This is a genomic window from Caulobacter sp. SSI4214 (assembly GCF_012184455.1).
In the GTDB taxonomy this organism is placed as follows: Bacteria; Pseudomonadota; Alphaproteobacteria; order Caulobacterales; family Caulobacteraceae; genus Caulobacter; species Caulobacter vibrioides_E.
This window is the reverse complement of record NZ_SZWJ01000040.1, coordinates 1-12,579: the sequence shown is the minus strand read 5'-3', so window position 1 is coordinate 12,579 and position 12,579 is coordinate 1. Positions and strand designations below refer to the sequence as shown.

14 protein-coding genes are annotated in these 12,579 nt (G+C 67.4%); 2 read left to right on the top strand and 12 right to left on the bottom strand.

Annotation, left to right across the window (positions count from 1 at the left end; genetic code table 11):
• Window positions 1–2 precede the first annotated feature (2 nt).
• Together FCU40_RS13130 and FCU40_RS13125 are read right to left on the bottom strand one after the other, a co-directional pair.
• Window positions 3–632 carry a pyridoxamine 5'-phosphate oxidase family protein gene (locus tag FCU40_RS13130; protein WP_168075455.1) on the bottom strand — a complete coding sequence of 210 codons (630 nt, stop codon included), beginning with the start codon at window positions 630–632 and terminating at the stop codon, window positions 3–5.
• Between the two features lie 72 nt (window positions 633–704).
• Window positions 705–1,250 (bottom strand): peroxidase-related enzyme, encoded by a 546-nt coding sequence (locus FCU40_RS13125; RefSeq protein WP_168075454.1) that lies wholly within the window; start codon window positions 1,248–1,250, stop codon window positions 705–707.
• Between the two features lie 116 nt (window positions 1,251–1,366).
• Here FCU40_RS13125 and FCU40_RS13120 point away from each other — a divergent pair, with 116 nt between their 5' ends.
• Window positions 1,367–2,347: a LysR family transcriptional regulator gene (locus tag FCU40_RS13120; RefSeq protein ID WP_168075453.1), complete on the top strand. Its 981-nt coding sequence runs from the start codon at window positions 1,367–1,369 to the stop codon at window positions 2,345–2,347.
• On the opposite strand, the gene FCU40_RS13115 is transcribed toward FCU40_RS13120, so the two are convergent.
• From FCU40_RS13115 to rbfA, 5 genes are all read right to left on the bottom strand, one after another.
• Window positions 2,293–2,577 (bottom strand): hypothetical protein, encoded by a 285-nt coding sequence (locus FCU40_RS13115; protein WP_004618110.1) that lies wholly within the window; start codon window positions 2,575–2,577, stop codon window positions 2,293–2,295. The genes FCU40_RS13120 and FCU40_RS13115 overlap by 55 nt on opposite strands.
• A 130-nt stretch (window positions 2,578–2,707) precedes the next feature.
• Window positions 2,708–4,843 carry a polyribonucleotide nucleotidyltransferase gene (gene pnp / locus FCU40_RS13110; protein ID WP_168075452.1) on the bottom strand — a complete coding sequence of 712 codons (2,136 nt, stop codon included), beginning with the start codon at window positions 4,841–4,843 and terminating at the stop codon, window positions 2,708–2,710.
• 264 nt (window positions 4,844–5,107) lie between these two features.
• The gene (gene rpsO, locus FCU40_RS13105; RefSeq protein WP_004618114.1) at window positions 5,108–5,377 is read right to left on the bottom strand and encodes a 30S ribosomal protein S15; all 270 of its coding nucleotides are present in this window, start codon (window positions 5,375–5,377) and stop codon (window positions 5,108–5,110) included.
• A 14-nt stretch (window positions 5,378–5,391) separates the two neighbouring features.
• Window positions 5,392–6,324 (bottom strand): tRNA pseudouridine(55) synthase TruB, encoded by a 933-nt coding sequence (truB, locus tag FCU40_RS13100; protein WP_168075451.1) that lies wholly within the window; start codon window positions 6,322–6,324, stop codon window positions 5,392–5,394.
• A gap of 3 nt (window positions 6,325–6,327) precedes the next feature.
• Window positions 6,328–6,777, bottom strand: a complete 450-nt coding sequence (gene rbfA, locus FCU40_RS13095) for a 30S ribosome-binding factor RbfA (protein ID WP_004618120.1) — start codon at window positions 6,775–6,777, stop codon at window positions 6,328–6,330.
• A gap of 163 nt (window positions 6,778–6,940) precedes the next feature.
• Here rbfA and FCU40_RS13090 point away from each other — a divergent pair, with 163 nt between their 5' ends.
• Entirely contained in the window at window positions 6,941–7,210 is a 270-nt protein-coding gene (locus tag FCU40_RS13090; RefSeq protein ID WP_168075450.1) for a hypothetical protein, read from the top strand.
• Here the strand turns inward: FCU40_RS13090 and FCU40_RS13085 are convergent.
• From FCU40_RS13085 to infB, 5 genes are all read right to left on the bottom strand, one after another.
• Window positions 7,207–7,992, bottom strand: coding sequence for a dienelactone hydrolase family protein (locus FCU40_RS13085; RefSeq protein WP_168075449.1), 786 nt, complete (start codon window positions 7,990–7,992; stop codon window positions 7,207–7,209). The two genes, FCU40_RS13090 and FCU40_RS13085, sit on opposite strands and share 4 nt — an antisense overlap.
• Window positions 7,993–8,100: 108 nt before the next feature.
• The gene (locus FCU40_RS13080) at window positions 8,101–8,661 is read right to left on the bottom strand and encodes a hypothetical protein (RefSeq protein ID WP_004618125.1); all 561 of its coding nucleotides are present in this window, start codon (window positions 8,659–8,661) and stop codon (window positions 8,101–8,103) included.
• The gene (locus FCU40_RS13075; RefSeq protein WP_168075448.1) at window positions 8,658–9,170 is read right to left on the bottom strand and encodes a DUF2939 domain-containing protein; all 513 of its coding nucleotides are present in this window, start codon (window positions 9,168–9,170) and stop codon (window positions 8,658–8,660) included. The genes FCU40_RS13080 and FCU40_RS13075 overlap by 4 nt, the downstream gene beginning before the upstream one ends.
• A gap of 55 nt (window positions 9,171–9,225) precedes the next feature.
• Entirely contained in the window at window positions 9,226–10,332 is a 1,107-nt protein-coding gene (locus FCU40_RS13070) for a glycosyltransferase family 4 protein (protein ID WP_168075446.1), read from the bottom strand.
• Between the two features lie 144 nt (window positions 10,333–10,476).
• Window positions 10,477–12,579 (bottom strand): translation initiation factor IF-2 (gene infB, locus FCU40_RS13065; protein WP_168075444.1); only part of this gene is annotated, 2,103 nt, incomplete at its 5' end.

Below are 12,579 nucleotides of genomic sequence, written 5' to 3'. Positions count from 1 at the left end.
GGTCAGTCCTCGTTCTGGGCGAGCCGCGCGCGCAGCCGCCGGTTTTCGGCTTCCAGCGCCTCCAGGCGATCGCGCAGCGGCGTTAACGCCCGCTCGATCTCGGCCTCGGTGAAGCGCGGCGTGATGTGTTGCGGGCAGTTCCAGTCGAAGGCGGCCAGGCGCAGTCGAAAGATCCGCTCGGGCTTGGCCCGTCCCAGACCCTCGGTGACGCGGCCGGTCAGGGCGGGGTCGAAATCGAGAGCCAATCGCTCGGCGTGGGCCAAGATTTTCAGACGAGCGCGGCGCGGGTAGTCGACCAGGATCAGCGCGACCCGATCGTCGGCGTCCGTGTTGCCGACGCTGATGTACTGCCGATTGCCGCGATAGTCGGCGAAGGCCAGCGTGGTGTCGTCGATGACCTTCAGGAAACCCGGCGGGCCGCCTCGGTGCTGGACATAGGGCCACCCGCGCTCGGACACGCTGGCCAGGTAAAAGCTGTCGCGCTCGGCGATGAACGCAGCCTCATCGGCGGTGAACCGTTCGAAGATGCGATCGACGGCGCCCGGCGTCCACATCCGGTCGCTGCCCATCTCCGCCTGCGCCGCGCGGATGCTGGGCGAACTGGCGAGATCGAGAAAGCTGTACTTCGACATGTCGGCGCTCCCATTGGCGGGGCCTCGCGGTGGAGGGACGCCAAGGGTCCCTCCACCGTTGGCGACTTGGCGTCAGTCGGGTTGGGCGGCGTCCACCACCGGGAAGTCGATCTCGGTGGCGGCCACCTCGTTGAGGAAGTTGGTGAAGACATTCTCGGCGACCAACGCCACGATCTCGACGATCTGGGCGTCGCTGAAGCCCGCGGCGCGGACCGCGTCCAGGTCGCTTTCGGACACATGGCCCCGGTCGCGCGCGACCTTGTCGGCGAAGACCACGGCGGCGTTCGCCTTGGTATCGACCGATCCGCCGCGACGCGCGTTGGCCACCTCGTCGGGGGTCAGCTTGGCCAGGTTCAGAGCGAGGTAGGTGTGGGCCGACAGACAGTAGCCGCAGCCATTGACCTGCGCGACGGCCAGCGCGATCCGCTCGCGGGTCTTGACGTCGAGCGTCTTGGCCAGGGCTCCGGAGAAACTGGTGAAGCCAGTCAGCGCGTAGGGGCTGAGAGCCACGAGGCGAAACAGGTTGGGGACGACGCCCAGCTGCGCCTTCACGGCGTCGAGGATGGGGCGCGAAGCTTCCGGCGCGTTGGCCAGATCCGGAACGGCGATGCGGGACATGAGGATTTTTCTCTCGTTTGACGTCGCCGGACCTTGGCGACAACGAGCATGTGCGCCCTGCTGGCCGGAAAGATAATCCTGGCCTTTCGAGAATAATTATCTCACTCTGATAGATAATGATCGACCGCCTCCAAGCCATGTCGGTGTTCGTCGCCATCGCCGAGGCAGGCAGCTTCACCGCCGCCGCGCGACGACTGCGGCTGCCGCTGGCGACGGTCAGTCGAAGGCTGGGCGAGCTTGAACGGCATCTGGGCGCGCAACTGCTGATCCGCACCACGCGCCGCCTGGCGCTGTCTCCGGCCGGCGAGGCCTATCTGGTCTCGGCCCGGCGGATCCTGGAGGCGGTCGAGGCCAGCGAACGGGCGGCGGCCGGCGAATACACCGCGCCCCGGGGCCAACTCACCCTGACGGGCCCTGTCGTGTTTGGCCGGCACTACCTGCTGCCGATCGTGACCGCTTTTCTGGAGGCGTTCCCCGAGGTCGACGTGCGCCTGCTGCTGTCGGATAGGAACCTTCACCTCGTCGAGGATCATGTCGACATGGCCTTGCGGATCGGGCGACTGCCCGACAGCGGCCTGATCGCCACCCGGGTCGGCCAGATGCGTCAGGTGATCTGCGCCAGCCCTGGGTTCCTGGCCGCGCGCGGCGTCCCGCGAACCCCCGACGATCTTTCCGCCCTGCCCTGCGTCACCTTCGACTTCGGCGGTCCGACGGCGGCCTGGCTTTTGCGCGCGCCCGCCGGCGGCTTGGTGGAGGTCCCGGTCCGGTCGCGTCTGTCGGCCTCGACGGCTGACGCCGCGGCCTGGGCGGCGGAACAGGGCGTGGGCGCGAGCCGACTGATGCACTACCAATGCGCCGAGGCCGTCGCCCAGGGACGTCTTCAGCTGCTGCTGGAGTCGTTCGAGCCCGACCCCCAGCCGGTCAGCCTGCTACACGCACCCGCCGAGATCCTGCCGCTGAAGACCCGCCTGTTCCTGGACTTCGCCGCCCCGCGCCTTCGCGAGGCGCTGAGGGCTCTGGCGGCGGAGGGCGCCGGAACGCTTCAGCGAGCGTCCAAGCGCGACGGACCGGGAGCGCCGTCCACCACCCAGTCATAGGCCTGGACCGGCCGGTAGCCCAGGGCGGGGCTGGCGCGGACGATCGCGCGGAGATTTTCGTCGAGATCGCGCATGACAACGTCGATAAGAGCGCTTCGGGCCACCCGGATCGCCTCGTCCTTCGGCGCGGTCCGGGCGCAGACGGGACAGCGAGCCATCTCGCCCTCCTCCCGGCGCACGACCTGGACATCGACCCTACAGGCGCCGCACTGCACGACGTGATCGGTCATCGCCCCCTCCTGTTCCAACCACCCAAGGTTGGAACAAATAAGGAACATAAACAACCCTAAAACGCGAAACGGGCGGCCCCTTTCGGAACCGCCCGCTGGCTAACGTCAGGATTTGGACGCGGAAGGAGGTTTACGCCTCTTCGGTCGCTTCCTTCTTGGACAGGTCTTCGCCGGTTTCCTGGTCGACGACCTTCATCGACAGCTTGGTCTTGCCGCGGTCGTCGAAGCCCAAGAGCTTGACCTTGACCATCTGACCTTCCTTCAGCACGTCCGACGGCTTGGCGACGCGTTCGTTGCTGATCTGGCTGACGTGGACGAGGCCGTCCTTGGCGCCGAAGAAGTTCACGAAGGCGCCGAAGTCGACGACCTTGACGACCTTGCCGTCATAGATCTTGCCGACTTCCGCTTCGTCGGTGATCGACTTGATCCAGTCGATCGCCGCCTTGATCTTGGCGCCGTCCGAGGCCGAGACCTTGACCACGCCATCGTCGTTGATGTCGATCTTGGCGCCGGTGGTGGCGACGATCTCGCGGATCACCTTGCCGCCCGAGCCGATCACTTCGCGGATCTTGTCGGTCGGGATGTTGATCGTCTCGATCTTCGGCGCGAAATCGCCCACGTCGGCGCGCGGCGCGTCCATGGCCTTGTTCATCTCGCCCAGGATGTGCGCGCGGCCTTCCTTGGCCTGAGCCAGAGCCTGCTCCATGATCGCGGGCGTGATGCCGGCGATCTTGATGTCCATCTGCAGCGAGGTGATGCCTTCGCTGGTGCCGGCGACCTTGAAGTCCATGTCGCCCAGGTGATCCTCGTCACCCAGGATGTCCGACAGAACCGCGAAGCCGTCCTTTTCCAGGATCAGGCCCATGGCGATGCCCGAGACCGGACGCTTCAGCGGCACGCCGGCGTCCATCAGGGCCAGCGACGAGCCGCAGACCGTGGCCATCGAGGACGAGCCGTTCGACTCGGTGATCTCGGAGACCAGGCGCAGGGTGTAGGGGAAGTCTTCCTTGGCCGGCAGGACCGGACGCACGGCGCGCCAGGCCAGCTTGCCGTGACCGATCTCGCGACGGCCCGGCGAGCCCATGCGGCCCGTCTCGCCGACCGAGTAGGGCGGGAAGTTGTAGTGCAGCAGGAAGGATTCCTTGTAGGTGCCTTCCAGGGCGTCGATGAACTGCTCGTCGTCGCCGGTGCCCAGGGTCGCCACGACGATCGCTTGGGTCTCGCCGCGGGTGAACAGGGCCGAACCGTGGGTGCGCGGCAGGATGCCGACCTCGCCCAGGATCGGGCGAACGGTGCGGACGTCGCGGCCGTCGATGCGCAGGCCGGTGTCCAGAATGCCGCGACGCACGACGTCGGCTTCCAGTTCCTTGAAGATGCCGGCCAGCTTCTGCGGGTCGTGACCAGCCGGATTCTCGTCCGACAGGCCCATGGCGGCGATGGCCTTCTTCTTGGCGGCGCCGACCGCTTCGTAGCGGTCCTGCTTCTTCTGGATCTTGTAGGCGGCGGCGATGTCCGCGCCCACCAGGGTCTTCATCTCGGCCTTGATCGCGTCGGTGTCTTCCGGCTCGAACGCGAAGGGCTCCTTGGCGGCGTGCTCGGCCAGTTCGATGATCGCGTCGATCACCGGCTGCATTTCCTTGTGGGCGAAGGTCACGCCGCCCAGCACGATCTCTTCCGAGAGCTCCTGGATTTCCGATTCCACCATCATCACGGCGTCGGCGGTGCCGGCCACGACGAGGTCCATCTTGCTGTCCTTCAGCTCGTCGAGCGTCGGGTTCAGCACGTATTGGTCATTGATCCAGCCGACGCGGGCGGCGCCGATCGGGCCCATGAACGGAGCGCCCGACAGGGTCAGGGCGGCCGAGGCGGCGACCATGGCCAAGATGTCGGGATCGTTCTCGAGGTCGTGCTGCAGCACGGTGGTCACGACCTGGACTTCGTTCTTGAAGCCCTTGACGAACAGCGGGCGGATCGGACGGTCGATCAGGCGGGAGACCAGGGTCTCCTTTTCCGACGGACGGCCTTCACGCTTGAAGAAGCCGCCCGGGATCTTGCCGGCCGCGAAGGTCTTTTCCTGATAGTTGACCGTCAGCGGGAAGAAGTCTTGACCCGGCTTCTGGGTCTTGGCGAACACGGCGGTGGCCAGGACGACGGTTTCGCCCATGGTGGCCAGGACCGCGCCGTCGGCTTGACGGGCGATGCGACCGGTTTCGAGGACCAGCGTCTTGCCGCCCCACTCGATCGTCTTGCGTTTGATGTCGAACATTTTTCGTCTTTCGGTTCCCGCGAGCGGATTCTCGTCGGGGCGGACAGGGGCGGACGGCTAACGAAAAGCCGGCCCGATGATCCTCATCCAGTTCGACAGGCGGGTTTGAGGACGTGAACCCTCGGACGGACGAACGATTCTTCCGATCCCGTCATGGGGAGGAAAGAACCGTCTCGGAATCCAGGTGTCCGGCCTGTCTCGGACACCAGGTTCCAAAAACGCGATCCGCCGCCCCGCGTCGGCGAGGCGGCGGACCTGGATGCCTTAGCGACGCAGACCCAGCTTTTCGATCAGGGACTGATAGCGACCGGCGTCGGACTTCTTCAGGTGGTCGAGAAGCCGGCGACGCTGGGAAACCAGCTTCAGCAGGCCACGACGGCTGTGGTTGTCCTTCTTGTGCGTCTTGAAGTGCTCGGTCAGGTTCGAGATGCGTTCCGAGAGGATCGCGACCTGCACTTCGGCGCTGCCGGTGTCACCCGCGCCGCGGGCGTGTTCGGCGATGAGCGCGGCCTTGCGCTCCAGAGTAATCGACATCGGTAAGTCTCCGCTCAGGTGAGTTGGAAGACCCGCACCGGATTGAGCCGCCCGGCGCGCATCTCGCACAGGGCCACCAACCTGTCGCCGGACATGGCGGAAACGGTGCGATCGCCGGGCGAGAGCTCGGCTTTCAGCGTTTCAACCTGCCTTGGGAGCAGGACGATGGCGCGTCCCTGTGCAAGCCGGAAGGCGTCTTCATCGGTCACGGCCAACGCCGGGATGTCGTCCAGCGCGGTCTCGACCGGAAGCAAGGCCTCCGACAGCCGGGCCTCATAGCTCAAATTCTCGAGAGTTTCCAGCGATATCGCCTCGTCTTCCGAGAAGCCCCCCACCCGTGTGCGGCGCAGCTCGGCGACGTGACCGCAGGTTCCGAGGGCCTTGGCGAGGTCGCGGACCACGGCGCGCACATAGGTGCCCTTGCCGCACTCCATCTCCAAGGTGACGTGATCGACGTCCGGCTGGTCGACGATCTTGAGGTCGAAGATCGCCACCTTGCGGGTCGGCAGTTCGAAATCGACGCCGTCGCGGGCCAGGTCGTAGGCGCGCTCGCCGTCGACCTTGATGGCCGAGAAGTTCGGCGGGACCTGGTCGACCTCGCCGATGAAGGCGGGCAGCGCCGCCTCGACCTGCTCGCGGGTCGGGCGGACGTCGGACGTCGCGGTCGTCTCGCCCTCGCGGTCCAGCGTCGTCGTGTCGCGGCCCCAGGCGATGGTGAAGCGATAGGCCTTGTCGGCGTCCATCAGGAACGGAACGGTCTTGGTCGCCTCGCCCAGCGCTATGGGCAGGATGCCCGTCGCCAGCGGATCCAGCGTGCCGGCATGGCCGCCTTTCTGGGCGTTGAACGCGCGGCGCACGCGGCTGACCGCTGTTGTCGAAGTCAGGTCGTAGGGCTTGTCCAGGCAGATCCAGCCCGAAACGGCGTCGCCCTTCTTGCGGCGGGCCATGGCCTAGTCCTCGTCGTCTTCGCCGAGCACGTCGGACAGCGTCCGGGTGTCCTGCTGGACCCGCGGATCCAGGAACAGCTTGTCCATATAGGCCGCGGTCCCAAAGCTCTCGTCGTGAATGAACTTCAGGTCCGGCGTGAACTTCATGTCGATGCTGCGGCCCAGCCGGCCCCGCAGGAACTTGGCGACCCGGTTCAGGCCCTTGATCACCTCGGTGGTGTCCTCGCCCGTCAGGCCCGCGCCCAGCGGCTCGACGAAGCAGACGGCGTGCTTGAGGTCGGGGCTCATCCGCACCTCGGACACCGTGACCGAGATGTTGTGCAGCGCCTCGTCCTGCAGCTCCTCCTCGCGGAGGATTTCGACCAGGGCGTGGCGGATCAGTTCGCCGGCGCGGAGCTGGCGTTGCGAGGGGCCGGTCGCGGCGCCCTTCTTGGTGTCGGCGTGGCGCTTCATGGCGCGGGATGTCCTTGCGGCCCGGCCGGCGGATCGAACGCCGGTGCGCGGGGAAAATCGGAAGGCGGGGTGTCTAGGCGCGTCGGCGGGAAAAGTCCAGCGGCGCTAAGGGTGAATTAAGCCCCTCGCTGTAGGTTGGAGTCATGGGCAAGGGGGATTGGCCATGGCGACCACAGAAGACCTGACACGTTTCGTCCTGCGCGCCCTGGGCGCGATTCTGATGATCTCGGGCGGGCTCGAGACCCTGCTGGGCTTCACGCTCGGCATGGTGCTGATCCAGCCGGCCTTCGCCCATCCGACCTCGACGCTCGGCGCCGAGGCGGCCTCGTCGGCCCAACTGGGCCTCGTTTCGCTAGGCGCCCTGATCGCGGGCGCGGCCTTGATCATCGCCAGCGGTCCGCTGACGCGCCGGCTGGCCGGACAGAAGCGCTAAGCGCCCGTCTTTTCGCGAAAAAACGCCACTACCTGGTCCCGCGCCCGCATCGTCCCGCAGTCGGGGATCGAGCGGTGCAGGTGCAGGGTCAGCACCGAGTGCGGAGCCATCGGCACGCCCGGCGCGGCGTCCTCGTCGGCCAGCTCGATCACCTCGACCTTGTCGCCGAACTCGGCCTTCAGGCGCGCGATGCGGGCGTCGGGCACCAGCTTGTCCGACGAAAAGCGCAGGGCCATCAGCGACAGGTCCTCGTCCTTGAACCGACGCTTGGCGCAGGCCAGCTCCGAGGCCGAGCAGTCGAGACCGCCCTTGTCCTTCAGCGGCAGCGAGGGCTGGGACATCACCGGCGCCACGACCGAGGGCTCGGTCATCATCGCCAGGGCGAAGCCGCCGGTGAAGCACATGCCCACCGCCCCAACGCCCTTGCCCCCGCATTCCTCGTGGACCTGCCGCGCAAGCGCCCGCAACCAGTCGACGATCGGGCTGGAGCGGCCGTCCTTCCAGACGCTGAACTCGCGCCGAACGCAGATGTTCTTGAGGATCTCGCCGATCGCATAGCCGCGCGACACCGGCCTGGCTGGCTTGCCGAACAGACTGGGACAAAAGGCGGTCAGGCCGGCGGCGGCAAGGTCGCGGGCGAACTCGAGCACGCCCGGATGCAGACCCGGAACCTCGTGAATGACGATGACCGCCGGTCCCGCGCCGATGCGGAACACCTCGCGGCTCCAGCGCCCGTCGTTGAACACGAACCGTTCGAAACCCGCCAACGGATCCTCGGCCATCCCGCGCCCTTCCCCTGCTTCAGGACGAAGCTAGAGCATCGCGCGGAAAAGTGGATGCTGGTTTTCAGCGGAAACGCTCTCGGCGACTCAGGAGCGGGGCGGAAGCCCTCAATCCGGACTCGGGTGATTGGGCTCGTTGGTCCAATCCTCCATCGGATCGGGCATCCGGTTCTTGGGCAGACGCCACTCGCCGCGATAAGAAAAGTCCAACGTCCCGCATAGACGCGCCTTGCCGTCGGCCTTGGGATCGTCGCCAAACGCCTGGATCCGCAGATCGCGGCGCACGGCGATGGCGCTGAACGACAGCCACAGCCGCGTCGAGCCTGGGCAAAAGGCGCGGAGATAAATCTTGCCCTGAGCAGCCTTGGGATCGACCTCAAACAGCGCGGCGTCGGCGTCCACGCCGTCCATGGCCTTCAGCCCGCCTGGACCCAGGTCTTTTTCGCGTCCAGCTTTCAGCAGGGCCTGGGCCGGCACGCCGGTGGCCAGGACTTTGATCGGCCGGGCGCCGCCTAGGAGACCTTGGTTGAACAGGATCGTCACGCCCGCCCCGGTCAGCCGCTTGGCGTCGGGAGAAATCGGGTCATACGAAAACATCCGGGTCTCGGCCCGCGCGGCCGAAGTCGTCAGAACGGCCAGGCTCAGGCCCGCGAGGATCGCGCGTTTCATCGCTTAAGATGCAAATTGGCCGCCTGCGGGTCGAAGCCCGTCAATCGCCAGGTCGAGCCTTCGCGGGTGAAGATCAGCATACAGGGCCCGTCCTTCTTGGCCGCGCACACCCGGCCGTCGCCCGCCGGGCGCAAGGCGCTGGCGATCGCCACCCGGCCCGGCAGCGGCCTGTCGGGCGTGTAGCCGTAATAGTTGGCCGCCGCGTGGAAGGTCTCGGGACGGATCAGAGCCTCGCCGGCGACGTCGGCGACGGGCCCCGCCAGAATGGCGGCCACCGCCATCCACTTGTCGCCGGGCTGACGCTGGCGCGCCTCGTCCATCAGCCGCGCCTCGATCTGGCCCTTCAGGGCCTGACGGTCGACATGCGCGTCGAAGCCCGCCCGGTCGTTGTCGCGGATCGCGACGAGCAGGGCATGGACATCGCCGGCGGCGTCGAAGCGGTCCACGGTCGAGCAGGCGGAGAGCGAGACGCCGACGGCGGCCAGGGCCAGAAGCGAACGGATACGCATGGGTCCTCCTATCGATTCTGCTCTAGCCCGCGAATTCGACCTTTTCCAGACCGGTTCAGGAGGCGACGGCGCGGGGCGTCTCGGCCTCGATGCAGGCCATCAGCCCGGCCTCGAACGTGCGGCTGGCCCGCTCCCAGGTAAAGGTGGAGAGCTTGGCGCGGGCGGCCAGGGCCAGCCTCTGGCGCAGCGACAACCGCTCGGCCAGGGCCAGGATGTTGACGGCCAAGGCGGCCGGCTCGCGGATCGGCGAGACCAAGGCCGTTCGCTCGTGGTCGGCATATTCGGCGTGGCCGGGATTGTCGGTCAGGGCGAGAGCCGCGCCGCACAGGCCCGCCTCGCTGGCGGCCAGACCCCAGCCCTCGTTATGTCCGGCGCCCACGAAGACCGAGGCGCGGTTGTAGAGGGCGCGCAAGGCCGGGCGATCCGGCGCCGGGACGTGCGTGACCCAGTGGGGCAAACGGATCGACATAGGTTCGGTCCCGAAGGTCAGCAGACGTAGCGTCGGCCGTTCGCGCCGCGCCAACTCGCAGGCTTCCAGCACGTCGTGGAATCCCTTGGTCCGCGCCGCTCGCCAGGGCGTGATCAGGAGGTCGGGATCGCGGTCGGCCAGGGGAACGTCTATGTCCCAGGCTCGGGAGTCCAGGCCGTGCGGCGCCAGCCAGGGCCGTGGCCCAAACACGCGGGCCAGTTCCGCGGCGCGTCGGTTGACCACCATCTTGAAACAGGGGGCGGCCCAGGCCTTGCGCACCCCCGGCTCCAGTTCCGCGAACTCGGCGAAGTCCCATTGGCGCGAGAAGAAGACCCGCGCGCCATGGGCGGGCGACAGAGCGTTCATCGGCGCCACGGCCCGCCAGTGGGCGGCAATCACAACGTCGCCCTCGGGCACGTGAGCGGATGAGAGATCGGGGGTCCATAGGCTGTCGACGCGCGGATCGACGTCCATCCAGGCGCGCGGCGACCACTCGCCGGTCCGCGCCCAGCGCTTGTGGCGACCGCCTTGCTTCAGCCCCGCCAGAAAGCCGGGCCGGCTCTCCGGATAGACCGGATGCACGACGCTGACCGCGTGTCCGCGCGCGACGAGGCGATTGGCGTGTTCGTACAGCACCCGGGCGCCGCCGGTGGGCCTGGGCGAGGCCCCACATTCGAGAAACGTGATCCGCATCGCATGCCGTCCGCAAGCTTCAGGGAAGCTGATCCCTAGAGGCCGAACAAACCGTTGACGTGTCGATCCGTTGCGATCATGCGGCGCAAAAAAGGCGCGGATCGCAGGATCCGCGCCTTTTTCGTGACCAGAAGCGACCAGCCGTTAGTCGAGCTGGCGCTTGATCTCCTCGACGGTGAAGCACTCGATCACGTCGCCGACCTTGATGTCCTGGAAGCCGGCGAACATCATGCCGCATTCCTGGCCGACGGGGACTTCGTTGACCTCGTCCTTGAAGCGCTTGAGCGTCTGCAGAGTGCCCAGTTCCAGAACGACGATGTCCTGACGGATGATCCGGACCTTGGCGCCCTTGCGGACCACGCCCTCGGTGACTTTACAGCCGGCGACCTTGCCGATCTTCGAGATATCGAAGGCCTGAAGCACCTCGGCGTTGCCGAGGAAGGTTTCGCGCTGAATCGGGGCCAGCATGCCCGAGAGCACGCCTTTGATGTCGTCCAGCAGGTCGTAGATGATCGCGTAGTAGCGGATCTCGACCCCTTCGCGCTCGGCCAGGGCCCGCGCCTGGGCCGAGGCCCGGACGTTGAAGCCGATGATCGGCGCGCCGGCGCCCTTGGCCAGCATGACGTCGCTTTCGCTGATCGCGCCGGCGCCCGACAGGATGATCCGCGCGCGGACCTCGTCGGTGGCCATCTTGTCCAGAGAACCGATGATCGCCTCGGCCGAGCCCTGCACGTCGGCCTTGATGACCAGCGGCAGCTCCTTCAGCTTCTTGTCCTGCAGCTTGGCCATCATGTCGGCCATCGAAGCGCCGGCGCCCACCGGGGCCAGCGACTTCTCGCGCTTCAGGCGGATGCGGTACTCGGTCAGCTCGCGAGCGCGGGCCTCGTTCTCGACCACGGCGAACGCGTCGCCCGGCGAGGGCACGCCGTCCAGGCCGAGAATCTCGACCGGGGTGGCGGGACCGGCTTCCTGGAGCTGCTCGTTGCGCTCGTTCAACAGCGCGCGGACCTTGCCCCACTGGCTGCCGGCCACGACGATGTCGCCGCGCTTCAGCGTGCCGCGGTTGACCAGCACCGTCGAGACGGCGCCGCGCCCCTTGTCCAGCTTGGCCTCGATCACGACGCCGTCGGCGACGCGGTCGGGGTTGGCCTTCAGGTCAAGCACTTCGGCCTGCAGCAGGATGGCTTCCAGCAGGTCGTCCAGGCCGGTGCGGGCCTTGGCGGAGACCTCGATCAGCTGGGTGTCGCCGCCCAGGCTTTCGACCACGATCTCGTGCTGCAGCAGTTCGTTGACCACGCGCGTGGCGTCCGAGCCCGGCTTGTCCATCTTGTTGACGGCGACGATGATCGGCACCTCGGCGGCCTTGGCGTGTTTGATCGCCTCGATCGTCTGGGGCATCACGCCGTCGTCGCCGGCCACGACCAGCACCACGATGTCGGTGATGTTGGCGCCGCGGGCGCGCATCGACGAGAACGCGGCGTGGCCAGGGGTGTCGAGGAACGTCACCCGTTGGCCGTCCTTCAGGCGAACCTGATAGGCGCCGATATGCTGGGTGATGCCGCCGGCTTCGCCCGCCGCCACGTCGGTGGAACGCAGGGCGTCGAGCAGGCTGGTCTTGCCGTGGTCGACGTGACCCATGATCGTGACGACCGGGGGACGCGTCTCCATGTGATCGTCGTGGTCGTCGGCGCCGATGAAGCCTTCTTCGACGTCGGCTTCCGACACGCGCTTGACGGTGTGGCCAAACTCGGTGGCCACCAGCTCGGCGGTGTCGTTGTCGATGACGTCGTTGATCTTCAGCATCACGCCCTGACGCATCAGGAACTTGATGATGTCGACGCCGCGCACGGCCATCCGGTTGGACAGCTCCTGCACGGTGATAACGTCCGGAATGACGACTTCGCGCGACACGCGAGCCTGTTCGACCGCGCCGCCGCGACGCTTTTCCTTTTCGCGCTCACGGGCACGACGGACCGACGCGAGCGAACGCATCCGGTCGGCGGAATCCCCGTCGCCGGCCACGGCCTGAATGGTCAGACGGCCTTCGCGGCGCTGCGGGGCGCCCTTGACGCGCGAGACGGCCTTGTTGGGGGCCGCGTTCTTGCGACGATCGTCGTCCTCGTCGGGACGACGGTCCATGACCGCGCCGCCGGGACGGGGCGCCGAACGCGTGGCGCGCTGGATTTCCGGCGTGGCCGGGGCCGAGGCGGGCACGCCCGGACGCGGACCGCGCGGACCGCCGGGGCC

What these genes read in the sequence shown, in the direction of transcription:
- FCU40_RS13130 (WP_168075455.1), bottom strand. Translation starts at nt 632, where the DNA reads ATGTCGAAGTACAGCTTTCTCGATCTCGCCAGTTCGCCCAGCATCCGC.
- FCU40_RS13125 (WP_168075454.1), bottom strand. Translation starts at nt 1,250, where the DNA reads ATGTCCCGCATCGCCGTTCCGGATCTGGCCAACGCGCCGGAAGCTTCG.
- FCU40_RS13120 (WP_168075453.1), top strand. Translation starts at nt 1,367, where the DNA reads ATGATCGACCGCCTCCAAGCCATGTCGGTGTTCGTCGCCATCGCCGAG.
- FCU40_RS13115 (WP_004618110.1), bottom strand. Translation starts at nt 2,577, where the DNA reads ATGACCGATCACGTCGTGCAGTGCGGCGCCTGTAGGGTCGATGTCCAG.
- pnp (WP_168075452.1), bottom strand. Translation starts at nt 4,843, where the DNA reads ATGTTCGACATCAAACGCAAGACGATCGAGTGGGGCGGCAAGACGCTG.
- rpsO (WP_004618114.1), bottom strand. Translation starts at nt 5,377, where the DNA reads ATGTCGATTACTCTGGAGCGCAAGGCCGCGCTCATCGCCGAACACGCC.
- truB (WP_168075451.1), bottom strand. Translation starts at nt 6,324, where the DNA reads ATGGCCCGCCGCAAGAAGGGCGACGCCGTTTCGGGCTGGATCTGCCTG.
- rbfA (WP_004618120.1), bottom strand. Translation starts at nt 6,777, where the DNA reads ATGAAGCGCCACGCCGACACCAAGAAGGGCGCCGCGACCGGCCCCTCG.
- FCU40_RS13090 (WP_168075450.1), top strand. Translation starts at nt 6,941, where the DNA reads ATGGCGACCACAGAAGACCTGACACGTTTCGTCCTGCGCGCCCTGGGC.
- FCU40_RS13085 (WP_168075449.1), bottom strand. Translation starts at nt 7,992, where the DNA reads ATGGCCGAGGATCCGTTGGCGGGTTTCGAACGGTTCGTGTTCAACGAC.
- FCU40_RS13080 (WP_004618125.1), bottom strand. Translation starts at nt 8,661, where the DNA reads ATGAAACGCGCGATCCTCGCGGGCCTGAGCCTGGCCGTTCTGACGACT.
- FCU40_RS13075 (WP_168075448.1), bottom strand. Translation starts at nt 9,170, where the DNA reads ATGCGTATCCGTTCGCTTCTGGCCCTGGCCGCCGTCGGCGTCTCGCTC.
- FCU40_RS13070 (WP_168075446.1), bottom strand. Translation starts at nt 10,332, where the DNA reads ATGCGGATCACGTTTCTCGAATGTGGGGCCTCGCCCAGGCCCACCGGC.